At 44.1% G+C, this 23,170-nt stretch carries 17 protein-coding genes; 5 read left to right on the top strand and 12 right to left on the bottom strand.

Features of this window, described 5'->3' with window-relative positions:
• The first annotated feature begins 29 nt into the window (after positions 1–29).
• A complete protein-coding gene (locus tag NYE58_RS09115; RefSeq protein ID WP_076184708.1) occupies positions 30–1,223 on the top strand; it encodes an AI-2E family transporter in 1,194 nt (397 codons plus the stop codon).
• On the opposite strand, the gene NYE58_RS09110 is transcribed toward NYE58_RS09115, so the two are convergent.
• The 8 genes from NYE58_RS09110 to NYE58_RS09075 all read right to left on the bottom strand — a co-directional run bounded on the left by NYE58_RS09110 (position 1,181) and on the right by NYE58_RS09075 (position 13,074).
• Complete coding sequence (locus NYE58_RS09110) at positions 1,181–2,992, bottom strand: peptidoglycan D,D-transpeptidase FtsI family protein (protein WP_370511618.1); 1,812 nt, start codon at positions 2,990–2,992, stop codon at positions 1,181–1,183. The two genes, NYE58_RS09115 and NYE58_RS09110, sit on opposite strands and share 43 nt — an antisense overlap.
• 170 nt (positions 2,993–3,162) lie before the next feature.
• Positions 3,163–5,235 carry a methyl-accepting chemotaxis protein gene (locus NYE58_RS09105; protein WP_081387532.1) on the bottom strand — a complete coding sequence of 691 codons (2,073 nt, stop codon included), beginning with the start codon at positions 5,233–5,235 and terminating at the stop codon, positions 3,163–3,165.
• A 47-nt stretch (positions 5,236–5,282) separates the two neighbouring features.
• Positions 5,283–6,245, bottom strand: a complete 963-nt coding sequence (locus NYE58_RS09100) for an acetylxylan esterase (RefSeq protein WP_143761917.1) — start codon at positions 6,243–6,245, stop codon at positions 5,283–5,285.
• A gap of 1,408 nt (positions 6,246–7,653) precedes the next feature.
• Positions 7,654–8,685 (bottom strand): glycoside hydrolase family 130 protein, encoded by a 1,032-nt coding sequence (locus NYE58_RS09095; protein ID WP_076126323.1) that lies wholly within the window; start codon positions 8,683–8,685, stop codon positions 7,654–7,656.
• Positions 8,686–8,761: 76 nt separating this feature from the next.
• Positions 8,762–9,595, bottom strand: coding sequence for a carbohydrate ABC transporter permease (locus NYE58_RS09090; RefSeq protein WP_076126321.1), 834 nt, complete (start codon positions 9,593–9,595; stop codon positions 8,762–8,764).
• A gap of 3 nt (positions 9,596–9,598) precedes the next feature.
• Positions 9,599–10,480: a carbohydrate ABC transporter permease gene (locus tag NYE58_RS09085; RefSeq protein WP_036675555.1), complete on the bottom strand. Its 882-nt coding sequence runs from the start codon at positions 10,478–10,480 to the stop codon at positions 9,599–9,601.
• Positions 10,481–10,608: 128 nt separating this feature from the next.
• Positions 10,609–11,976, bottom strand: a complete 1,368-nt coding sequence (locus tag NYE58_RS09080) for an ABC transporter substrate-binding protein (RefSeq protein WP_341001580.1) — start codon at positions 11,974–11,976, stop codon at positions 10,609–10,611.
• 318 nt (positions 11,977–12,294) lie between these two features.
• A complete protein-coding gene (locus NYE58_RS09075; RefSeq protein WP_076277082.1) occupies positions 12,295–13,074 on the bottom strand; it encodes a response regulator transcription factor in 780 nt (259 codons plus the stop codon).
• Between the two features lie 296 nt (positions 13,075–13,370).
• On the opposite strand from NYE58_RS09075, the gene NYE58_RS09070 reads away from it, so the two are divergent.
• The 4 genes from NYE58_RS09070 (at position 13,371) to NYE58_RS09055 (ending at position 18,137) form a co-directional block, all read left to right on the top strand.
• A complete protein-coding gene (locus NYE58_RS09070) occupies positions 13,371–14,321 on the top strand; it encodes a glycoside hydrolase family 113 (RefSeq protein WP_076218141.1) in 951 nt (316 codons plus the stop codon).
• Positions 14,322–14,342: 21 nt separating this feature from the next.
• Positions 14,343–15,557, top strand: a complete 1,215-nt coding sequence (locus tag NYE58_RS09065) for an AGE family epimerase/isomerase (RefSeq protein ID WP_076218142.1) — start codon at positions 14,343–14,345, stop codon at positions 15,555–15,557.
• Positions 15,557–16,729, top strand: a complete 1,173-nt coding sequence (locus tag NYE58_RS09060) for a glycoside hydrolase family 130 protein (RefSeq protein ID WP_076279759.1) — start codon at positions 15,557–15,559, stop codon at positions 16,727–16,729. Before NYE58_RS09065 ends, NYE58_RS09060 begins: the two co-directional genes overlap by 1 nt.
• Positions 16,730–17,234: 505 nt before the next feature.
• On the top strand, positions 17,235–18,137 hold the full coding sequence (locus tag NYE58_RS09055; RefSeq protein WP_036675571.1) for a manganese catalase family protein: 903 nt from the start codon (positions 17,235–17,237) through the stop codon (positions 18,135–18,137).
• A 62-nt stretch (positions 18,138–18,199) separates the two neighbouring features.
• Here NYE58_RS09055 and NYE58_RS09050 read toward each other — a convergent pair whose 3' ends face one another.
• The 4 genes from NYE58_RS09050 to NYE58_RS09035 all read right to left on the bottom strand — a co-directional run bounded on the left by NYE58_RS09050 (position 18,200) and on the right by NYE58_RS09035 (position 23,153).
• On the bottom strand, positions 18,200–18,760 hold the full coding sequence (locus NYE58_RS09050) for a GNAT family N-acetyltransferase (RefSeq protein ID WP_076218144.1): 561 nt from the start codon (positions 18,758–18,760) through the stop codon (positions 18,200–18,202).
• 69 nt (positions 18,761–18,829) lie between these two features.
• A complete protein-coding gene (locus NYE58_RS09045) occupies positions 18,830–19,894 on the bottom strand; it encodes a LacI family DNA-binding transcriptional regulator (protein ID WP_076218145.1) in 1,065 nt (354 codons plus the stop codon).
• A 45-nt stretch (positions 19,895–19,939) separates the two neighbouring features.
• Complete coding sequence (locus NYE58_RS09040; RefSeq protein WP_341001579.1) at positions 19,940–21,250, bottom strand: ABC transporter substrate-binding protein; 1,311 nt, start codon at positions 21,248–21,250, stop codon at positions 19,940–19,942.
• A gap of 22 nt (positions 21,251–21,272) precedes the next feature.
• On the bottom strand, positions 21,273–23,153 hold the full coding sequence (locus NYE58_RS09035; RefSeq protein WP_076277086.1) for a cache domain-containing sensor histidine kinase: 1,881 nt from the start codon (positions 23,151–23,153) through the stop codon (positions 21,273–21,275).
• Positions 23,154–23,170 lie beyond the last annotated feature (17 nt).

The raw sequence follows: 23,170 nt of genomic DNA, 5'->3' as shown, positions 1-23,170 counted from the left end.
CTTATAAAAAAAGGGAGTTGTTTATATCTATGCTGCCGTTATACAAAAAATATTGGCGCACATTTTTTGACATCGGATTAATTGTCCTCACGGTTTATCTAATTATGTTCTCCTTTAGTAAGCTGTATCAGTTAGCTGCACCTGTATTCCTGTCTTTTTTTGTATTTTTGCTTATCGAACCCTTGGCCCGCTTCTTGAACCGCCGTGGTCTTGGTAAACCTTTTGCCTCCGCCATTTCAGTGTTGCTCTTTCTGATTGTGCTGTTAGGTACATTATTTGGTGCCGGTCTACTGATTACGATCCAGGCCCTTCACTTCCAAGAGAACCTCCCTAAATATACATATGTGGTGCAGCAGCATTTTGTGGAGACCACGACCTACCTGCAGCAAAAAATAGATAACTTGCCACCCGATATTACGAACAAGGTCAACGGGTACTTTAAAGATGCCACGGATGTTCTAACAGGATGGCTGATTACTTTTCTAAAATACATGGCCGGTATTCTAGGCTCCTTCTCCACCTTCATGGCCAATTTCGGGATAGCCATTATTTTGGCATTTTTCCTTAGCATGGAAATCAAAGATTGGCGTAAAATCGCGCATGACAAAATGCCAAAAACTTTTAAGAACGCCTTCGCCTTTTTGCAAGGCAATGTTTTTAAAGCTATCGGTTCCTATTTAAAAGCACAACTTATTCTGATCAGCATTACTTTTGCCATAGTTCTAGTCGGCTTATTTATTCTGCGAACCGGCAACGAAATCACAATGGCATTAGTCTGCGCGGTATTTGATGTTTTGCCACTTCTTGGCGTGACAACAATTTTAGTCCCTTGGATCATCTATTTGTTCATCGTGGGCAATACTTCACTGGCTATCGGATTAATTATCCTCCTTGCCATTGTACTAATTGTTAGGCAATTGCTTGAGCCGAAGATTACCGGGAATTCGATTGGCGTATCCTCAGCCTTCCTTATGCTGTCGTTCGTCATTCTGTCCACATCTGCTTTCGGTATGGCTGGTCTGATACTGTCGCCGATTCTGCTTATTCTGATAAAAGAACTGATTCAACAAGGGTATCTTCAGAGCTGGATCTATCTCCCGCAAGAGGAATTTATCGTTTCACCCTTTGCAGCTAACGGTCCAGCTTCCAATCAGACCAGCTCTGCGCCACCACCTGAACCTCAAGCTCCAGAGGGAACCGATGATAATAAATCCAATATCTGACCGAACAGCTTAACGGCTAGATGTGAGCTGTCCGGAGCGACGTTCTCCACCGCTACCGACACAGCATATCTGGGATGATCCAGCGGCCCATAGCCGATAAACCATTGATTGTTACGTGGCATACCTTTAACAAGGGTTTGTGCCGTACCTGATTTCCCGGCAACCGGCCATTTCGTGCTCTGCAGACTTGTGCCGGTTCCATCCGTAACTACTTTACGCATCCAGGACAGCAGCTGGCGGGCTGTAGATTCTGAGATCCTCCCGGCAGTTGAAGGGGAAAGATGACCCGGCAGATCCTCTAGCTTTTGCCCATTTGCAAAGGTTACACGCTGGAGTATTCTTGGCGCTCTCACTTCCCCGCCATGCAGTAACGTCACCACCAGGTTCGCTGCCTGAAGTGGGGTCACTTGCACATCTCGCTGCCCAATGGCCGTCTGCACTCTGGCGCCTGGATCATCCGGCAGCAAAGAAGTAAAGATCGTCCCCTTCTGCTCACCGGACAGTGGCTTAAGAACTGGAAAACCAAGTGTATTCTCCGCTTGCCAGCTAATATCTCTTCCAAGCCCCAGCGCGAGTGCTGTCGCTTGAAGCTGCGCCCCACTCAAACGTTCTGCCAGCGCAGCAAATACAGTATTACAGGACACGGCGAACCCTTGCGCCAGCGTGAGGGGACCGTGTCCTTTTCCTTTTAGACAAGACAATCCATATTTCTCATATTGCCCTGAACAATAGAAAAGCTCATCCGCTGAGGTGACCCCGGCTTCTAGTGCTGCTGCTGCTGTGACGATTTTGAAAATTGATCCAGGTACGGCAGCCTGCAACGCCCGGTTATTCCACTCTCCCCCTTCAGGGGATATCTTCTCTGGGTCGTAAAAAGGTAAAGATACCATGGCTTCAATATCTCCCGTTCCGGTGTCTAACACCACCACGGCTCCTTCCTTCATTCCAGCTTTAACAGCTAACTCCTCTATTTGTTCCTGAAGCTTTTTATCAATCGTTGTATATAAAGACAGCGGATAATACGGATTGCCCGGGGCTCGTACTTGAATGGGACTGCCCGGGACACGTTGCCCGCGCGCATCAACCTGAGCGTATGCCTCAGTATGCCCTACACCTCGAAGCAACGGCTCCAGGGTTTTTTCTAACCCGTCCGTTCCTGTCATCGGAATTCTCAGCCCCGATGGGGAAGCCTTCCCACCAGTGTTTGGGACCTCTTCCGATAAATATCCAAGCCACTGCCGACCAGTTGCTTTCCCATCATATCTGCGAGCAAAAGGAAGCACGCCTACGCCGTCGATCCCCAATGCACTCACTTCTTCTGCTTGTGCGGATGTAAGTGCGAGCGGTCCTTTTCCCACTGAGGATGGCCAAAGCAATGGTTCTTTAAGGGAAGAGCGCTTGTTTAGCAATTGCTCATAACTCACTCCAAGGATAGCTGCCAACCGGTGCATGGACTCAGCTTCCTCGTATACGACCTGCGTCACGGTATTCCTAGCCTTCGCCTCTTGAGGAAAAAACGCAGCCGTCCAAATGGTTTCCCCGGCAAGGGGTTCACTCTTTCGGTCATACAGACGCCCCCGCCCAGAGTCCAATACAGTTTCCCGTTCGCTTTGAATTTCTGCCATCTTTGCAAGTGTATATTTCGTTCCAGGGACCGTCTGTTCCTTCATAAACAGTTGAATCCACGCCAGCCTAAGGACCAACACGGCTACAACTGAACATAAAATAATCAGTCCGCCGAGTATACGTCTGTGGACATTATTGTGCAATCCCATTCCTCCTGACTGACGTTCATAGCCTTTATTATGTCCCACCCGCTGGATTATTTACACTCATGCTTAGTTAGCTAATTTATAGCCTTTTGAATAGCACAAAGACCAGTCCCAAATAATTGGAGACTGGTCTTTGTTTTAAAATTATTTACTTAGGTTATGCAAAGTTACAAATTAAACTTGGACAGTTTTTCTTGCAACTGCCGGGACGCATGCTCAAGCTGCTCAGACAGCTCTACTAAATGATCACTCACACTTTGTTGCTCCCCGCTAAGCGAAGCCACTTCTTGAGAAGCTGCTGATGATTCTTCTGCAATGGAGCTGATATTGCCCATCGAATTTGACAGCACCTTCTGGGATTGGCTCAAGCTATCCATCGATAAAGCAACAGATTCCAAGCGTGTAATAAAATGACGCATCTGATCCTGTACAGATACGAAGATATCGCTAGTGCTCTCCACTGAAGTAACCTGCTGATTAAAAAGAGGGGCTACTTCCGAGAGAACACCTACGGTCTCGTTCATATCCTTCATAATGGTGTCTGTTATATTAGCCACCACAGCAATGGATTCTTTGGACTGATCTGCAAGCTGGCGTATTTCATCGGCCACTACCATAAATCCCCGGCCGGACTCCCCTGCCCTTGCCGCTTCTATCGTTGCATTTAGAGACAAAATATTCGTCTGCTGTGTAATATTCTGCATAACATCAAGCACCTTCATTACTGATGATGTGGTGTCTTGCAGTTCATTCACTTTCAACACGAGCTTATTCGTCATGTCACCCGTCTTATTGGTTTTACCAAGCAGCTCTTTTAACTCATTAAAACCTTCTTCACTAAGCACGCCGATATTATGTGCGGTATGATCCATCTCATGCGTAGCTGAGTTCACTTTGTTCATTTGCACCGAAATTTGCCCCGTAAGCTCGTTACCCTGGTCCGCCTCCAAAGCTAGGCTGCCTGAACCTCCGGCAATTTCTTCTGTCGCTGCGGCAATCTCTTTGGCTGCCATCGCTGTCTTACGCGATACTCTACTAAGTTCATCGGCAGTTTCCATTACCTTCCTCGCGGTTTCATTGGTATGGATTACCAGTTCTGTGATCCGTTCCATCATCCTATTAAAGGAACCCGATAACTGACCAATTTCATCTCGTGAGGTAATATCCGTACGTACTCCAAGATTTCCATCTGCCCCTTGAGACATTAGATCCTTAAGTCGGGTCAAGGGCTTAGATACCATTCTGTACATCCAGTAACCAATTAGAATGGCGACAATAGCAGCCACCGCAACAATAATATATGTAGTTTTTAGAATACGAAGTGCGTCTTTCGTAAGATTCTCAGCCGGAACAACACCAAGCAATCTCCAGCTGGAGCTTTCCATCGTCCCGTACACAGCCAGAATGGATTTTCCTTTCTCATCCTTCGTTGGCAATGATCCAGCCTCATGCTCCAAACCATGAAGAAGAGTCCCTCCCAGACTGAGATAAGTATCTGTTCCCACTTGCTGGGACGATGCGATCAATTCATCCTTATCCGTCAGCAATTGCATGTAAGAGCTGGGTCCGAGATCAATTTTACGAAGCTGATTTTCTAATTCACTAATTCTAATATCACAGATAATTATGTATCCCGGGCTTTGTGTATCCCCAGCTATCGATTGTGCCAAATGAAACATACCCGAAGTATTTCCGGCTTGCCCCTGTTCTGTTCGGGGAATCCACAATGTTTGTGGTTGCTCCTCAAGCTGCTTGAACCATGAGGACTCTCTGAATTCTTTGATAAAAGCGCTGTCTTTTGATCCCGCTGACGAAGTAGGGACTTCCTGATTCATCGGGATGAGGTATACAGCTTCTACCCCCTTTGATGCGGTCAGCCAGGCATTTAGCTCGGCGCTAATCTGGTTGGACTGCAAATTACGTTCCTCATTACTTGTAGTGGGATTATTCCCTTGTTTGAGTGCATCCTGAATCTCATTGTTGTAAAGAATTCTTCCTAGGCCATCCTCATAACGCAATAATTCAACATCAAACTTCTCTGCAGCTTGGACGACTGTCTGTTGATTGGCTGACAGCGCGTTATTCTCGATCGTTTGCTCAGCTACGGAATAGGAAATGTAGCCAAGTGAGAGAACGAGCACCATTGTTGAGATGAAGAAGATGAGAAAAAGCCGCACCCCAATCGATTTGGCAGGGTGCAGCTGGAAATGCGCCTTTTCTTTTTTTACTTGCGACTTCATCAATTGTTCACCACCGTTGTCTTCAGTTATGCCTGCTGGCTTATCTCTTACAAGGTCATGAACAATTCCAACGCCCGATCGGCAAGATATGGTAAATACTCATGACCGTACTCATAATAAACCATAAGCTCTTTGGACGCTAGTATTTTATTGTATGCGGCAAATTGAGTTGAAGGTGGACAAATCGTATCGGATAACCCGGTAACCCACAGTACTTTAGCCTGTATTCTTTCGGCAAGATTCTGAATATCGATATAACCGAGCCTATTAAAAATCTCATCCTCACGCAAATGATGAGGATCAAAAAAACGGAAATAATAGTTGATCTCCTCATAAGCTGAGGTGGTAATATCCAGCTCCCAAGCACGTTTATAATCTGAAAGGAAGGGATATACAGGCAGGGCTATTTTTATGCGAGGCTCTAATGCTGCACAAGCCACTGTCAGCGCTCCACCTTGAGATAGTCCAAAGGCACCTACACGTTCAGGATCAACTTCATCCATAGACATCAGAACTCTGGCGGTTTGTGCCGTATCCAAAAACACATTGCGATAATAAAGATTATCAGGATTAGGATCATCCATCCCTCGAATGATATGTCCGCGTATCGTAGTCCCTTTTACGGTAAGGTTATCTTCGGAGAGGCCACCCTGGCCGCGACAATCCATCGCCAGGACGCTAATCCCGTGAGCAGCATAAGCCACCTTCTCCATCCAATCCCCGCTGTCACAGGAGTATCCATGGAACATCACTACACCGGGACCTTTTTTATGTACGCTGTTCTTCGGTCTTACATATTTGCAATGGATTCTTGCACCGCCAACTCCGGTAAAATACAAATGAAAACATTCCGCAAGTTCACTGACAAACTCCGCTGGTTCCAGTTCATAATCCAACGGCTGTGCATCCAGATCACGCAATGCCCGCTCCCAAAATTGCTCGAAATCATCCGGTTTTGGACTACTTCCGTTATATTCCTTTAACTGTGACAAATTCATGTCGCTTCCCAAAATATTGTTCCTCCTTAAGTTATGTAACGATATTGTTCGCCTGCTGTTTGTAACCGCGAAGTTCGTTACAGTTACTATGCTAGATAGAAACGGAAAACCCAATATGGGTTTTTCGTTGATGTATGGATAGTTGCGATGGGATAGTTGCGATGGGATAGTTGCGATGGCAAAGTTGCGATGGAGTGGGATGCAATAGTTGCGTTTTCTGCGACTGGATAGTTTAGTCGCAGCTCCGAGGCTGGATAGTTGCACTTTGTGCAGCTATTACAGTTGAATATGTGTGTTTCCCCTCCTAGTTGCACTTTGTACAACTAAAAAACGGTAAAAGGAGCTTTTGGTGGTTACTTCGCTGATATAGTTGCACGAAGTGCAATTATATCGCTTAGCACCTTAGGTATAGTTAGTTTAAGTGCACATAGTGCAACTATTTACGTCAGAGCCATAGAGTGACCAAGCCATAGAGTAACTAAGCAACAGAGTAGCAGAAAAGCCAACAGAGCCACATTCACCACTCACTCGCTGCTTGCCTATTACCTCCACAACTAATCATATTCCACGTACCACTACCTTCTTATTACCTCTACAACCACTCACATTCCACGTACCTACTACCTTCTTATTACCTCTACAACCACTCACATTCCACTTATCCGCTACCTTCCTATTGCCGTCACAACACCCACTCACATTCCACGTACCTACTACCTTCTTATTACCTCTACAACCACTCACATTCCACTTATCCGCTATCTTCTTATTGCCTTCACAACACCCACTCACATTCCACGTACCTACTACCTTCTTATTACCTCTACAACCACTCACATTCCACTTATCCGCTATCTTCTTATTGCCTTCACAACACCCACATTTCCATTTTGCCTATTAACTTCTTTATAATCGGCACAGTAACAGTTTGCGACTGGATAGTTGCACTTTGTGCAGCTATTACAGCTGAAATATATTTGTTTCTAATCTTAGTTGCACTTTGTACAACTAAAAAACGGCAAAAGGATCTTTTGGTGGTTACTTCGCTGATATAGTTGCACGAAGTGCAACTATATCGCCTAGTGACCAAAGAAATGTTAGTTTAAATGCACAAAGTGCAACTATTTACGTCAGAGCCATAGAGTGACCAAACCACAGAGTGACTAAACAACAGAGTGATCAGAATCGCCAACAGAGCCGAATTTCCCCCTCACCTGCTACTTATCTATTACAGGCGATAATGTGTCGTTCTGTTGTACATTCTGCAACAGAACACGGAGGTCGCACAAGGCAACCTCCGCACTGAGCACACCCAACAACATTCAACACACCAAACCCAACACACTTCTTTCGAACTCTACGCTACGCAATTCTCCGGAACTCTAGCAAGCTCACTGAAAATATAGGTTATTAAGTCCAATTAGATTTTGCCTAAACCTGCATCATCGCCAACCTCTTCATGGGTTTCGATAACATAGTTGACGATTTCATCAACCGTTGTATAAGCAACGCCTACATAAGTATCAGCCGCGCCATAATAGATGGCGATACGGCCGGTTTCTGCATCATGCAGAGTAGCACATGGGAACAGGACGTTATTCACAAAACCTCTTTCCTCGTACCATTCTTCTGGCGTTAATACAAAGTTCTTCGAGCGATATTTTACTTTCGAGGGCTCATTGATGTCCAAAATAACCGCTCCCATACTATACACAAGACCATTGCACGTTCCAGTTACGCCATGGTAGAACATCAACCAGCCTTCAGTAGTTTCAATCGGCGCTGGTCCGCCACCAATTTTGACACTTTGCCACCAGCCTTGACCACCCTTGGTCATTACATGGCGGTGTTTTCCCCAATATACGAAGTCAGGGCTCTCACTAAGGAATACATCACCAAATGGCGTATGGCCACTGTCACTTGGACGGGACAACATCACGAAGTTGTTGTTGATTTTTCTAGGGAACAGTACGCCGTTCCGGTTGAATGGCAGGAATGGGTTTTCCAAGCTGATAAATGTTTTGAAATCTTGTGTTTTTGCTACCCCAATAGCTGCTCCGTAGAAATCTGTACACCAGATAATATAAAATGTATCTTCAACCTTCACCAGACGCGGATCGTAAGCATAACGCGGCTGATAAGGATTACCTTCTTCATCTATAAATCGGATCGGCTCATCATCGATTTTCCAATCCAAACCATCCACACTATGTCCCATACGCAGATGCGGACGAGTAGTGTTATCTTCTACACGAAATACACCAATAAAACTGCCTTCATACGCAGCAACCGCACTATTGAAAATACGGGCTACACCTTTTGCAGGATTTCTTTTGATAACCGGGTTATCATTATGTCTCCAAATCGGATTCTCGTAGCCAGCAGGCTTTTCTTGCCAAGGCATGTTCGGGATGTTAATTGCACTTGCTCCAACCAATTTTACTTCACTCATTAGTTTTCCCTCCAAATGTATGCAACTTTTCAGTATGCTATTTTATCTTGTACTGTTATTAAATTTACTGTTGAGCTCACTTTACAGAACCTTGTGAAAAACCATTATAGATATATTTTTGCAAGGCGGTAAACACAACCAATGTCGGTATAATTGCGATCATAATCGCCGCACATATTACTTCCCACTGCGATCCATATGGACCTTTAAACTTGAAGAGTGCTGTGGAGATCGTTTGCAGATCTGTTTTCGGCATATAAAGGAAAGGGGTGTAAAAATCGTTATAAATATTAACACCCTTCACGATCACTACAGTAACAATAGCCGGCTTCAACAGTGGCAAAATAATTCTCCAATAAATCGTCCAATAAGAAGCTCCGTCCAGCATCGCGGATTCATCCAGTGACTCGGAGATCGAATCCAAAAACTGCATGAAGATATAAACAGCGATAATATCCGTGCCCAAGTACATAACGATTGGTGCCCATCTGGTATTAAATAATCCCAAGTGATTGATGATTTGGAAAGTAGCCACTTGTGTAGTTACACCTGGAATCAGGGTGGCAATCAGGAACATACTAATTAGGATCTTACTGCCTTTAAATTTGAAGCGCGATAAAATATAAGCCATCATCGAACCCGTCAACGTAGCACCCGCAATAGAAATCACAACGATAATGACAGTATTTTTAAAACCGAGCAGCATTTTTCCGTCTACAAAAGCCTTAGTGTAGTTGGAGAAATTCAACCAATTCTCTGGCAGCGTTAACGGTCCGGTAGAAGCATATTCGGCTCCGGTTTTTAATGAAGCGAAAAACACGACCACGATAGGTATCAAAGCTACAAGTGCTCCCAAAATCAAGGTGAGATATTTGAATATACTAGCAGTGGTATATTTTACAGAATGCATAGTTTATTTCTCCTCCTTGATCAGAACGCGCTGCAAAATAGTAACTATGATAACAATACCCAGCAATACCACGGCCATCGCCGATGCCAAACCAACCTTGCTGTATTTGAAAGCTACATCGACCGTCTGAATTACGAATGTACTACTTCCGTTAGATCCGCCTGTCATGACGTATGGAATTTCGAATACCCCAATGGCGCCACTAACCGCAAGAATCAAGTTCAATTGCAGAATACGTTTAATACTTGGCAAAATAATATGCATAAACTGATGCCATCTGTTTGCACCGTCAATTTCAGCGGCCTCATAGATATCCTTACCAATAGAAGAAATAGCTCCGAGGAAAATCAGGAAGTTCATTCCCATGTATCTCCACAGTGACGCACCTGCGAGCGAGAAGTTGATCAAGTTAGGATTCAGAAGCCATTTCTGCTGCAGACTGCCAAGCCCAATCAGATTAAGAATCGTATCTAACGTTCCATCTGGTTTGAAAAAGAACAGGAAGATAAAACCGATTGCTACACCGTTTAGCAAGGTTGGGAAGAACAAAATCCCTTTAAACAAGTTTTTCATGCGAACACTAAAGCTCAAGATGGTTGCAAAATACAAGGCAAGTGCCATCTGAATAAAGGTGGTAAAGAAATAATACAAGCTGACCTTAAACACAGAAAAATACTCAGGTTTCGTAAAAATGGTCTTGTAGTTTTCTAAACCGACATATTCCATATTTTTGCTCAATCCATTCCAACTGGTGAAGCTGTACCGAAACATACTGATGACTGGATAATAAGCGAATGTGAGCAGCAACAATATCGGCACTAATGAGAATAAGATGATGATAGCGATTCTTTGATTTTTATAGCTCAAATTTGAAAACTTAAACACCCGATACACCTCCAGAAAAAGCATCCTCATTTATTTAAGACTCGTTTAAATGTGAAGGGGGAAATGCTTGTTAGCATATCCCCTCCCACATTCACTACCGCCTATAGCATCTAAGAAGCTTATAGTTGTTACTGTGCTGTGACTTTAGCGCGAGCGGCTTTCCACTTGTCGTTCAGGTCTTTCATGATGTCATCATAGGATTCTTTTCTGTTGCCAATCGCTGCTTCAATAATCCGTTTCTTGAAGTCTGGCTGCCAAGCACCGATCTCAGCTTGTTTGTCGATTTCATCAGACCAGCCTTCTTCGCCAGCTTTAGCAGGAGCAAGAGTATCAAAGGTTACATCTGTACCTTCATATTGTTTCAGGATTTCTGGAAGCTCTGCACCGATAGCCGGGCTCATACCGCCGCCTTCAGTTGTAGGATAGTTAGAATCGTTGATGAACCAATCCACCCAAGCTCTAGCAGCTTCTTTGTTTTTACTGTGCACGCTGACACCCAGATTGTAGTCCCCAGCAAGCGGCACAAGGATTTTATCCGCATTGGTTGGGAAAGGCATAAATCCAACATCGTCTGGATTTGTAGCCAGGCCTTTGATTTGCCCAATTGCCCAAGATCCAAGCACCATAGTCCCAATTTTTCCGTTGGCCAGATCAGCTTTGGAAGATTCCCAGTCTGTTGTAGTTGGATCTTCTTCAATCAAACCTTTTTGTGCTGCATCGTACAGAATTTTGTACAATTCATAGTGTGGTTGACCCGCTACATAGTTGTCGTCGCTAGCCACTTGAGCAATGTTCACATAATCACGGTCACCAGCTACTGTAGCCAGATCCGCTTCCCATTGTGTCAATGTCCAGCCTGCTGCGTAATTTGTGTAAAGAGGAACAGCTTGTGTTTTGTCTTTAATAGTCTGCAGAGCAGTCAAGAATTGTTCAGGGGTTTTGGGAACCTCTGTAATTCCGGCATCTTTGAAGACTTGTTTGTTATAGATAATCCCGTTAAAGTTGATAGTCATCGGAATACCATAGGCAACTCCGTCTACTGCACGTTCTTCCAACCCTGTGTATTGTTTGCTCATTTCTTCAAGCTTGCCAAGGGGTTCGAAGAAATCAGGAATATCTTTTACAGCTATGCTAGTAGGTAACAAAAGAACGTCGCCATAATCACTAGTGCTCATACGAATTTTAATTTGATCTTCGTAAGTAGCGAGCGCTTCAAAGTTCACCTTTACATCAGGATATTTCTCATTAAATTTAGCTGCATACTCTTTGAATACGGTATCAACAATATCTGTTCTTTGCGTTATGACTGTGATATCCCCTTTGATATCCTTGGCTGCTGTGCCATCAGCTGGAGCAGTTGCCTCTGCTGAAGAACCATTGTTCCCTGTGTTTTTAGCAGCTTCATTGTTAGTGTTGTTGTTTGAGGAACAACCGCTAAACAATCCCGCCACAAGTGTTAGTGCCATCAAGCCCATCATTGTTTTGCCTTTTTTCATGCTGTTACGACCCCTCTCTTCAATTCAACTCTAGTTTTAGGTAAATAACAAAATAATAACTTTTATCATCACTCATAACTTGAAAGAGTAGCCATTAATGCCGGATTATCTGAATTACTCTTGAAAACAAGTGATGATATCGCTTACAAACCCATTATAAATCTATTTTCGACGCAAAACGATGGTTTCAATTGCTTTTTCTGGTCTTATATTTGTTATTTTTGTTTTACTTATAATAATTTTGTTATCTAATTTATAAAAATATCCATAAAAAAAGAGAGCTTTTCGCCCTCCTAATAAATAACTTCCTATATATGCCTAAAACTCACGTTCAATTTTCGGGAATTTACAGCCGCTTTTATAATCCTTAGGTGTCATACCACACATTTTCTTGAACAATTTATTAAAATATACCGGATCGCTATAACCCACCTTCTCGGCAATTTCATAATTTTTCAGGTCAGGATGCACCATTAACAGTTCCTTTGCTTTAGAAATTCTAATCCGAATCAGATAGTCTGTGATCGTCTGCCCCGTCTTTAATTTGAACAAACGGCTGAGATAACTCGCATTCATGCCCACCATCTCCGCTAGGCGTTCAAGCTCGAAGTTCTGATCATACTCTCTCTCCAGAATACTTTTTGTCTGCTCAACTACATAATGTTCTCCACCATCCGCAGCTTGTGAGAAAATCTCCTCATGCTCCGTCACGGTCTTTTTCTTTACATCCTCTACTCTCTTAAGCAGTTCATATAGCTGAGTCTTATCAATCGGTTTAAGCAAATAATCCATCACCCCATGACGGATCGCTCGACGGGCATATTCAAATTCACTAAAACCGCTAAGGACAGCAATAGGGATATCCTCCATATGGTCTCTAGCCTGTTCAATCAGCTTAAAACCATCCATTCTAGGCATTTTAATATCTGTAATAAGCAGATCTATATCCTCCCGGGATAACTTTTCTAAATGTTCCCAGGCTTCCAACCCGTTGCCGTAAGATCCAATTACATGTACGTCTATTTCCATTCTGGATGTGATTTTTTCGAGCCCCCTGCGAATGACTTCCTCGTCGTCCGCAATCATAACATTTATCATTTGAGTAATTCCCTCCAGTTGTATCCGCCAGTTATTATGATTGCGCTATCATCACGAATAGTATCTCCCCATGTATTACGTCAATGTACGATTGCGCCCTTTTATAGTCTTATATTTACTATAACTAAAGTTATTCAAATTTCCCAGCTTCAACTACAAATTGTCCTTGAAATCATCTGCGAAAAAGTATATAACTAAATTAAGTTGTTATTATAAACTAACAAAACAATAATAACTATCTAACAAAATGAAGATTGCTAATTTTTCTATTTTTGTGTGTAAAGTGAGGATTCTCGATGATGTTAAACAACGAATACATTGCAGGCGTAACCTGGGGTTTCTCGGGTAGACGTGGTTCATGGACAACAAAAGAAGCTGAGTGTTCGCTGGAATTAATGTCCTCTGTCACCGGAGCGAACTGGACGGCCATTGCGCTCAGCGCGCTTCAAGCTACCGCTCATTCTACGGAAATCCCCTACTGGGAGGCTCCAACCGTTAGCGACGAAGAAGTGAAATGGGCTATCAGCAAAGCGAAGTCACTGCAGCTAAAAGTATGCCTGAAGCCGATTGTTAATTGTGCTGACGGAACTTGGCGTGCCCATATTAACTTTTTCGATAAGGATGTCCCTTGCGAGCCTAAATGGTCTGAGTGGTTCAGCTCTTATACTAAATTTATTCTGCACTATGCCGCTATCGCTGAGGAAACAGGCTGTGAGATGTTCTGTATTGGCTGTGAGCTTGTACAGACGGATAGACGCGAAGCCGAATGGCGTTCGCTTATTGCCGAGGTGCGGAAGGTCTACTCAGGTATTCTTACTTATAATTGCGATAAGTATCAGGAGGATAACGTAACCTGGTGGGATGCGCTCGATGTGATTTCTTCAAGTGGGTATTATCCAGCTAGTGATTGGGAGGCTCAGCTCGACCGGATTGAGCAAGTGGTGCGCTCACAGAATAAGCCGTTCTTTTTCATGGAAGCAGGTTGCCCAAGCCGGAGCGGGAGCGCTGCGATTCCCAATGATTGGACTTTAAAGGGCGAACCCAGTCAAGAAGAACAAAGTAAATTCTATCAGGCAATGTTTCAAGGCTGTGAGCACAGAGATTGGGTTCAGGGCTTTATGCTCTGGGATTGGCCTACTCATCTTTATCCAATTGAAGAAGCAGTACAGAATGATGATTACTGTATGTACGGTAAGCAAGCCGCTGGGATCATCAACGAATATTTCACCTCAAAAATCACCAAATAATGTGAGGAGTGACTGATTACAATGATTAATTCACCAGAATTATGGTTGACCCAACTTGAGGATGAGCTGCAGGATAATATTCTTAGTTTTTGGATGAAACAGACGAAGGACGAAGTGAACGGCGGTTTTATAGGTGAAATCGACAATCAGCTGAACATTACTCCTAACGCAGAGAAAAGCCTTGTGCTTAATGCCCGGATTCTTTGGTCCTTTGCGAGCGCTTACCGGATCTACGGTAAACCGGAATATCTGGCGATGGCAGAACGTGCTTATACCTACCTGATGGAACACTTCATTGATAAAGAGTATGGCGGATTATACTGGATGGTGGATGCTGAGGGCAGACCTTCTCAAGAGAAAAAGCAGATCTATGGCCAATCCTTTGCTATCTACGCACTGGCTGAATTCTACCATGCGACCGGACGTCCAGAAGTCTTAGAGGATGCGATTCAATTATTCCAGCTAGTTGAAAAATACGGCTATGATTCTATTTATAAAGGTTATGTCGAAGCTTTATCACGGGAATGGCAAATTACTGATAACCTCAGTCTCAGCAGCAAGGATATGAATGAAAAAAAATCTATGAATACCCATCTGCATGTTCTGGAAGCGTATACCGGTCTCTATCGAGTATGGAAGTCGGAGGAACTAAAGAGCACACTAACTGAGCTAATCGAAACGATGCTGGATCATATCATTGATCAGGAAGGCCAGCATTTTCATCTTTTCTTAGATGAAGCATGGAATGTGAAATCAGATATTATCTCCTACGGACATGACATCGAAGGAAGCTGGCTGCTGGTGGAAGCCGCTGAAACCCTTGGAGAAGAGCAGCTGCTGCAGCGTGTGCGAACAGTCGCTGTCTCCATGGCAGAAGCCGTTCTTGCGGAAGGTATAGATAGCGATGGAGGGATATGGAATGAAGCTGACCCAAGCGGGCTGCTGAGCAAAGATAAAGATTGGTGGCCGCAAGCTGAGGCGGTTGTTGGATTCTATAATGCTTATCAGCTGACTGGTAACAGCAAATTTAATGAGGCTGCCCAAGCCTCCTGGACTTTTATCGATAAATACATGGTGGATCACAAGCTGGGTGAATGGTACTGGGGCGTGGACGAGAACCTTCAGCCCCTGCCTCACGGATCAAAGGTTAGCGCCTGGAAATGTCCTTATCATAACAGCAGAGCCTGCTTCGAAATGATCGCACGACTGAAATCAACTATAAAGGAGACTGTCTAATGTCATCATTATTCCAAGAACGCAAACAACAATTAACAGAACGTTATGAAGCCCTGATCGCTCGCAAGAACGAAAAGCTTCCTTATGGAAACGGCATTTATGACCGATATGCTCATCCACTGCTAACTGCTGAGCATGCGCCCTTAATCTGGCGTTATGATTTTAACCCAGATACCAACCCTTATTTTGCCGAAAGAATTGGCGTCAACGGCGTCTTCAACCCGGGTGCTATTGCACTGAATGGCAAATTCTATCTTGTTGCTCGCGTGGAAGGCAATGACCGCAAATCTTTTTTCGCTGTAGCAGAAAGCGACAATGGCGTGGACGGTTTCCGCTTCTGGGATCATCCAGTTGTGCTGCCGGAGACAGAAGTTCCTGATATCAACGTCTACGACATGCGCCTCGTTAGCCATGAAGATGGCTGGATCTACGGCCTCTTCTGTACAGAACGCAAAGATCCAGAAGCTCCACATGGTGACCTTTCTAGCGCAGTAGCACAGTGTGGTATTGTTCGCACCAAAGATCTGAAGACCTGGGAACGTCTGGCGGATCTCAAAACAGGCTCTGCTCAGCAGCGTAATGTCGTGCTACACCCTGAATTTGTAGATGGAAAATACGCTTTCTACACTCGCCCACAAGATGGCTTTATCGATGCAGGTTCCGGTGGCGGTATTGGCTGGGGACTCTCGGATACAATTGAAGATGCCGTAATTACCAGCGAGACTATCATGGACGAACGCTACTACCATACCATCAAGGAAGTTAAAAATGGCCAAGGTCCAGCTCCAATCAAAACTGCAAAAGGCTGGCTGCATATTGCTCATGGTGTACGCAACACAGCTGCTGGACTCCGATACGTGCTATATGCTTTCTTGTCTGACCTGGATGAGCCAAACAAAGTTACTCATTCACCTGGCGGTCATTTCATCGCACCAGACGGTGAAGAACGTGTCGGCGATGTCTCCAATGTCGTGTTCTGTAATGGCGTGATTGCACTTGATAACGGTGAAATCTATATTTACTACGCCTCCTCCGACACTCGTATCCATGTGGCTACAACTACCGTTGACCAAATGTTAGATTATGTGCTGAACACTCCAGAGGATCCCCTTCGCTCTTATGCTTGTGTACAGCAACGTATTGCTCTTATTGATCGTAATTTAGCATTGTAAAAAAAGTTCATAAACCCTAAAAATCAACAGAGCAGCGATTCTCCTATATTAGGAGGATCGCTGCTCTGCGTTTTGATCATTCACTGTTTGCTTCAAGCGAATATCAATCATCCAGAGTAACTTAAGGACTCAGATGACGCTATTCACATGTATTTAGCCTTCAAAGTAAGTTTTCGGACTCCAGGGGCGCTATTCCCTGAAAAGAGTCCCATTTGGGGCGTTTTCTAGGCCGATAGCTGCGCTGGAGTCCGTTAGCATTGTAAATATCGGATAATACTGCATATAGGGTCTGCTGTGTCCGTTAGCAGGTTAATATGCGTATTTGATTGCGTATTTGATTGTGGTTTTAATTGCGTATTTGATAGTATTTGCCGTTTGCCTTTTCGACACAAAAAGCCTTTTACATGACGCACATCCATACTTTTCAGCCCATTCATGAGTAATTCCTATAGATTAAGCTCAAAATAGGTCAGTAACCCCTAACTCCAAGGAGGCTGAGATATTAATGTTCAAACGTATGGATGAAATCATGATTGAGATTCCTGAAGTTGAGAAGCCCGATCCCAATGCTGCTGCCGCTGTTCAGGAATTACTTGGCGGAAAGTTCGGAGAAATGTCGACCCTTAACAATTACCTCTTTCAATCCTTTAATTTCCGTTCAAAAGACAAGCTGAAGCCTTTTTATGATTTGGTGATGAGCATAACAGCGGAAGAGCTTGGCCATGTCGAGCTGGTTTCGCATGCCATCAACAAATGTCTTCGAGGGTCAACAAGTTATAAAGAGCCCGATTCCACCCCTCTAGGGTCCGCAAAAGATGCGCGTCTATCCTATCACTTTCTGGCTGGTGCACAAGGGGCTATGCCTTTTGATTCAACGGGGAACCCGTGGACCGGAGCAAACGTCTTTAATAGCGGCAACCTAGTGGAAGATCTGCTACATAACTTCTTCCTCGAATGCGGAGCCAGAACACATAAAATGAAGGTCTACGAAATGACAGACCATCCAGCTGCACGCGCTGTAGTCGGATTCCTTTTAGTCCGTGGTGGTGTCCACGTGGTCGCTTATGCCAAAGCCATCGAAGTGGCAACAGGTGTTAATGTAACTAAGCTCGTACCGATTCCTTCGTTAAATAATAAATCATTCAGTGAAGCAAAAAAATATGAAGAAAAAGGCGTGCATACCAAGCTATACACCTGGAGTGAAAGTGACTTCGGCGCCATCGATCAGATTTGGAAGGGAACCCACCCAGAGGATAATCTTCCGCTTGAAGTTATTCAAGGAGCCCCTAAAGGCTTTCCGATCCCCGTTGCTCCGGCAGTCGAAGAGGAATTCGCTCCCGGAATCTCCCCCGAAGACTTTAAAGAAATTGCCAAACGCCTCAAAATGGCTGGAAATATTACAGACTAATATTCATAGTGAATCTGGTGAGGAAGTTACTTACAATCTTCCTTACCCTAGATTCACTTTTTTTAATTGTACAAACTGCGGAACTCATCCTCAAGCATGGACATCAGAATCATGTTATGAAACTCTCCGTCTACATAAAGAGCATCGCGCTCCACACCGTCGCGTTGAAAACCAAGCTTCTCATAGACATGAACGGCTCTGGGGTTAAAAGTATATACGCCGAGATGGATGCGATGCAGCTTCAAAGTTTCAAAGCCATATCGCAGCATTTGAATCATAGCTTCAGTACCGTAACCTTTACCCCGATGTTCATGCCCACAAATGCCGATCCGGATATTTGCACTACGATTGTCCGGATCTATTTCATTTAGTACCACTTCTCCAATGAGCTCACCCGTGTCCTTTACTATAATCATAAGATCCACACGATCCTCGGCTGGAACACCAATCTTACGAATCCAAGCTGCCGTCTGCTCACGGGAGAAATCTCCTTGTGATCCTGTTAATTGCCCCATCTCAACATCAAGCAAAAATTTATAATAAGCCTCCAGATCGGACGCTTGCACACCGCGTAGTTGAATCTGTTCGCCTTCAATCTTTGGCATGGCAACTGATTCTGTCATAACTAAACTCCCCCTTACTCAAGCAAAACTAGATTCCATGGCTTATATACTTTTTAGATCAACATAGTTCTAGTCTCGCGGCTTATCCACGGAATCACGATGTACAATATCCGCTGCAATAAGAATTTTCTCAAGCGGTGCAGAAGGATTATGAATACGGCTCAGAAGTTTCTCCACTGCGGCTCGGCCCATCGCTTCTTTAGGAACATGAACAGTTGTAAGCGGTGGAACGCCTCTTAAGGCATCCTCAATATTATCAAAGCCAGTAACCGAGATATCCACCGGAATATTAAACCCTTCTTCCTTGAGGATATCACTGACCGAAAGGGCTGTGGAGTCGTTAGCGCAAACCAAGGCTGTCGGGAGTGTTTTGGCTTTTTTACGCTTATTCACCCAGTTTTTAAAATCCTCCTGAAATAAGTCTTCCTCCACCCCTTCCAGAAAAAGATTCGCATCATCTTCCAAAGGCAGTCTTATTCCGCTCTCCTCCAGCGCACTCCGGAAGCCAATCCACCGATCGCGGAAACTGCGTGAGAATCCAATATTGCCGATAAAATGCATTTGGGTATGGCCTGTGCCCATCAAATGATTTGTAAGCCGAGCCATAGAATCCACATTATTCGCAAACACGGTATCACTTGGAATTAGCGGATCTTCATGGTCAATCAACACCATCGGCAAACCAATACGGTGTACCTCAAGCAGCAAGGAAGTAGAGATTTGGCCCACACCTATCAAACCAAGGATTCCATTGGGATTCAAAATATTAACAAAATTATCCGCACGGTTCTCGGAGATAATGACCATCCCAAGCCCTTCCTGATCCAGCGCAATAGCAATACCATCCACAATTTTTCCCCAATACAAGGAATCCTGCGTCTGAGAACGAATATTCGGCATTAACACCAGCACGGATTGCTTATTCCGATCCCCGCCACCTACCGGAGGCGTGCGTTTTATACCTTGGACAAAAGCATTTTTTTGCGTAAAATAACCCAGCTGCGATGCCGCTTGAATCACTCGTTCTCTTGTCGTCTCATTAACGCCGCCTTTACCCGAAAGTGACTTGGAGACAACGAATTTGGATACGCCGAGATGATCAGCGATTTTTTGCATGGTAACCTTTTTAGCCATATATAACCCTCCAGAGAATGTCATCAAATTTATGTAGTACTAACTTTAAGGCTGAGAAGTTTGTGGTGCTCCTGCCCGCGCTTCCTTCCATTTTGCATTTAATTCGTCAAAAGCCTTTTGTAAATCAGGCGCAGCCAGTAACTCCTGAATATAATCTCCGGACCAAAAGGACATTTTGGCTCTATTCGCCAGCTCGATGAACGCATCACTTTGTACAGTAGCATCGAGTAGCTTAGGCTTATAAGATAAAAACTCACGATACTGCGACATAGAGGGATTCAAGCTTCCATCTGCCGGAAGAAATCCCCAATCATCTCGATAGGAAGTCTCCTTCACAAAAAAATTCAACCACGCCATAGCAAGCTCTTTGTTCTTGGTATATTTACTAACCCCCATGAACCAATCTGGATTGATCGGCGCATAATGAGCACTGCTATTATCATACGGAAACGGGAAGAATCCAATATCATCCGGGGCAGCCCCCACATCAAGGACTTGTCCAATCGTCCAATTTCCCAGTAAATACATCCCTGCTTGACCTTTAGCTAGCTTAGTCTTCGATATCTCCCAATTGTTCGAGAATAGTTCATCTTCAACATAGCCTTTACCAATTAAGGTTCGAGCAATGGAAATTGATTTCCCCCACTCATTATCAAGCTGCCACGGGCTATCCTCATTTACCATATTATTTAGATACTCTGGATTACCTGTCATATAGTTAACCAAACTGTTTCCCCATTCACGTAAAGGCCAGACGGCTCCATAATTCATATATAGGGGGATAATACACGCTTGTTTTAATTTCGCACAAGCTTCGTAGAATTCATCCAGCGTCTTAGGAACAGTAGCTATTCCTGCTTTTTCGAATGCCTTTTTATTATAGACAATCCCAACCGTAGTAGTCCCCGTGGACAGCCCATAACGTTTCCCGTTATACGTAGCAAAAGAGGTGAAACGCTCACTAGCGGCGGTTTCTTCATCCAGCGGTTCGAAAAAATAATCCAGCTCCTTTGACGGAAGATTCACCGGAAGCAACAGTACATCACCGGCATCTTTCGTGGACAGCCGTACCAGAATATCCGTTGCATAATTGGACAAACCTTCAAATTCCACATTGGCTTCGGGGTATCTCTGTTTAAATTGGTCCGCGTATCCTTGAAAAGTTCCGTTCTCAATCAGATCTATTCGATTGGTCATCATGACTATGGTGCCGGACAAGTCAGACTTCACCTCGTCTCCAACTGGAGGCGGGGTGGATTCCGTCTGCTTATTGTTATTGGCACAGCTACTACTCAATAACACTAAGAGAAGTAACAGTATGGTCCGCATAGTCCATTCTAATTTCAACCCCTTCAACGGACAGCCCCCTCTTATTTCGTTACTCAGGTAAGCCAATTAATTCCTGCTCCAGTAATGGCAGCGACAAAATAACATCGGTCCCTCGTCCAAGCTCACTATATACCTGGATCCCAAATGCCGCTCCATAATGAAGACGCACTCGCTGCTGTACATTTTTCATGCCTATCCCCCCGTTAATGCTTTTCTTAGGAGGACTTTCGTTCTGCAGCCCATCATTCAATTTCTCCAAAGTCTTCTCATCCATTCCGATCCCGTCGTCTTTAATATGAAACAACAGCATTTGCTCTGTAATCTCGCAGCGGATGCTTAAATGCATTTGCGGCTTATTATCATCTAAGCCATGGTAAGCTGCATTCTCAATGATAGGCTGGAAGACCAGCTTGATAATAGAGTAATTATCTAACGACTTCGGCACATCGATATCCAGTAAAAAACGGTTAGGATAACGATAGTTCAGCAGCTCGACGTAATTACGCACATACCCAAGCTCTTGCTTCAATGTCGTATTACCACTCAGATCACTTGTACTGTACCGTAGCAGTTTGCCCAGAATAGAGATCATATCCGCAGCTTCGACATCATCATTCAGCTCGGCGGTCATTCGGATGGACTCCAGTGTGTTATAGATAAAATGAGGATTGATTTGACTCTGCAGCGCATGAAGCTCTGCTTCCTTTTTCTGTTCTTCTATGCGGTAAATATCCTGAATTAGCTGCCTGATTCGGGCTAACATACGATTAAATTGATGCCCCAGCAGACCAATTTCGTCACGCCGTTTAACTCTGAACATCACATCCAGATCGCCGCCCTGAACTTTTTTCATCAATTGAATCATTTGAGTCAGCGATTTAGTAAGGGCAACGGAAAGAATAATCGAAATAATTAACGCTAGTACTATGATACTTAATGTAGCAGCAAGTGTTGTATTACGGGTCAGCTTCACATCACGCATCAGTACATCAACAGGAATAGAGATAATTACCTTCCAATTGGTTTTGGTAGAGCCAGAGTAAATATTCAACCGCTCTTTTCCGTTGACTGTATCATAAAAGCTTCCAGAAATGCCTCCAACTCTTTTGAACAAGTCTGAATCAGAAATATCTGTGGCCAGCAGCTTCTTGTCGCTGTCGTAGATGACCATTCCCTTCTCATCCACAATCAACGACTTCCCATGGGTGACTTTATCCAGCTCCGTAACTTGATTCTCCAAATTGCTAATATTCGCTTCAACCGCAATCAGCCCGATTGGATTTAACAAGCCATCCACGATTTTGCGAACAACGGTAAAAGCATATCGGGTGCTCTGCAGATTACTTGTATACGCTTGAGTACCGAACAATAATGCTTCTCCGCTGGAATCCTTAGTCTGCTGGCTCCAGTATTTATAGCTTTGTTCGAGATCAAGTCGTACGCCACCATCCTTCGCAGAATAATAACCATTTCCGTAAGCGTCAAAAATATAAACTGAGTTCGCACCTCGCTTAATATTGTTAATAAACGAAATGTTGCCCTCTATCCCCCGTTGAATGGACAACAGAAGATCAAAATCACCGGGCGACAAAGCAGCACTCCCAGTTGCGCCTCCCATAATCTTTTTCTGCTCATGGTAGTTGTTAGAACGTATTAAATTCTGTTTGATATCATTCACATAGGCGGGCATAGATGAAATACGCTTCATATCTTCGATATAATCGTCTACTCCATCCATCATTTGATCGATTAATTTCTCAGAATAAGCAATGGTGTTCCCCTGAATAGATTCCGAGTAGCTCTTGAAGGTAAATACACTGATGAAGGATAGCGGGAGGGTAATGATAATTAAAAAGACGAGGAGCAGCTTGCGTTCCATGCTCATGTCCCCGATAACGGACCACCAGCCAGAGATGCGTCTACCTTTCATTTGGTCCTTCTCCTTAA

Source organism: Paenibacillus sp. FSL L8-0708 (assembly GCF_038009325.1).
GTDB lineage: Bacteria > Bacillota > Bacilli > Paenibacillales > Paenibacillaceae > Paenibacillus_AQ > Paenibacillus_AQ odorifer.
Note: the sequence above shows the minus strand (reverse complement) of the source record. Positions and strands in the feature narration are given on the sequence as shown.

Excerpts from the sequence above, each read along its gene's own strand:
- NYE58_RS09115 (WP_076184708.1), top strand. The coding sequence starts at position 30 with ATGCTGCCGTTATACAAAAAATATTGGCGCACATTTTTTGACATCGGA.
- NYE58_RS09105 (WP_081387532.1), bottom strand. The coding sequence starts at position 5,235 with ATGAAGTCGCAAGTAAAAAAAGAAAAGGCGCATTTCCAGCTGCACCCT.
- NYE58_RS09095 (WP_076126323.1), bottom strand. The coding sequence starts at position 8,685 with ATGAGTGAAGTAAAATTGGTTGGAGCAAGTGCAATTAACATCCCGAAC.
- NYE58_RS09090 (WP_076126321.1), bottom strand. The coding sequence starts at position 9,595 with ATGCATTCTGTAAAATATACCACTGCTAGTATATTCAAATATCTCACC.
- NYE58_RS09080 (WP_341001580.1), bottom strand. The coding sequence starts at position 11,976 with ATGAAAAAAGGCAAAACAATGATGGGCTTGATGGCACTAACACTTGTG.
- NYE58_RS09075 (WP_076277082.1), bottom strand. The coding sequence starts at position 13,074 with ATGATAAATGTTATGATTGCGGACGACGAGGAAGTCATTCGCAGGGGG.
- NYE58_RS09070 (WP_076218141.1), top strand. The coding sequence starts at position 13,371 with ATGATGTTAAACAACGAATACATTGCAGGCGTAACCTGGGGTTTCTCG.
- NYE58_RS09065 (WP_076218142.1), top strand. The coding sequence starts at position 14,343 with ATGATTAATTCACCAGAATTATGGTTGACCCAACTTGAGGATGAGCTG.
- NYE58_RS09060 (WP_076279759.1), top strand. The coding sequence starts at position 15,557 with ATGTCATCATTATTCCAAGAACGCAAACAACAATTAACAGAACGTTAT.
- NYE58_RS09055 (WP_036675571.1), top strand. The coding sequence starts at position 17,235 with ATGTTCAAACGTATGGATGAAATCATGATTGAGATTCCTGAAGTTGAG.
- NYE58_RS09050 (WP_076218144.1), bottom strand. The coding sequence starts at position 18,760 with ATGACAGAATCAGTTGCCATGCCAAAGATTGAAGGCGAACAGATTCAA.
- NYE58_RS09045 (WP_076218145.1), bottom strand. The coding sequence starts at position 19,894 with ATGGCTAAAAAGGTTACCATGCAAAAAATCGCTGATCATCTCGGCGTA.
- NYE58_RS09035 (WP_076277086.1), bottom strand. The coding sequence starts at position 23,153 with ATGAAAGGTAGACGCATCTCTGGCTGGTGGTCCGTTATCGGGGACATG.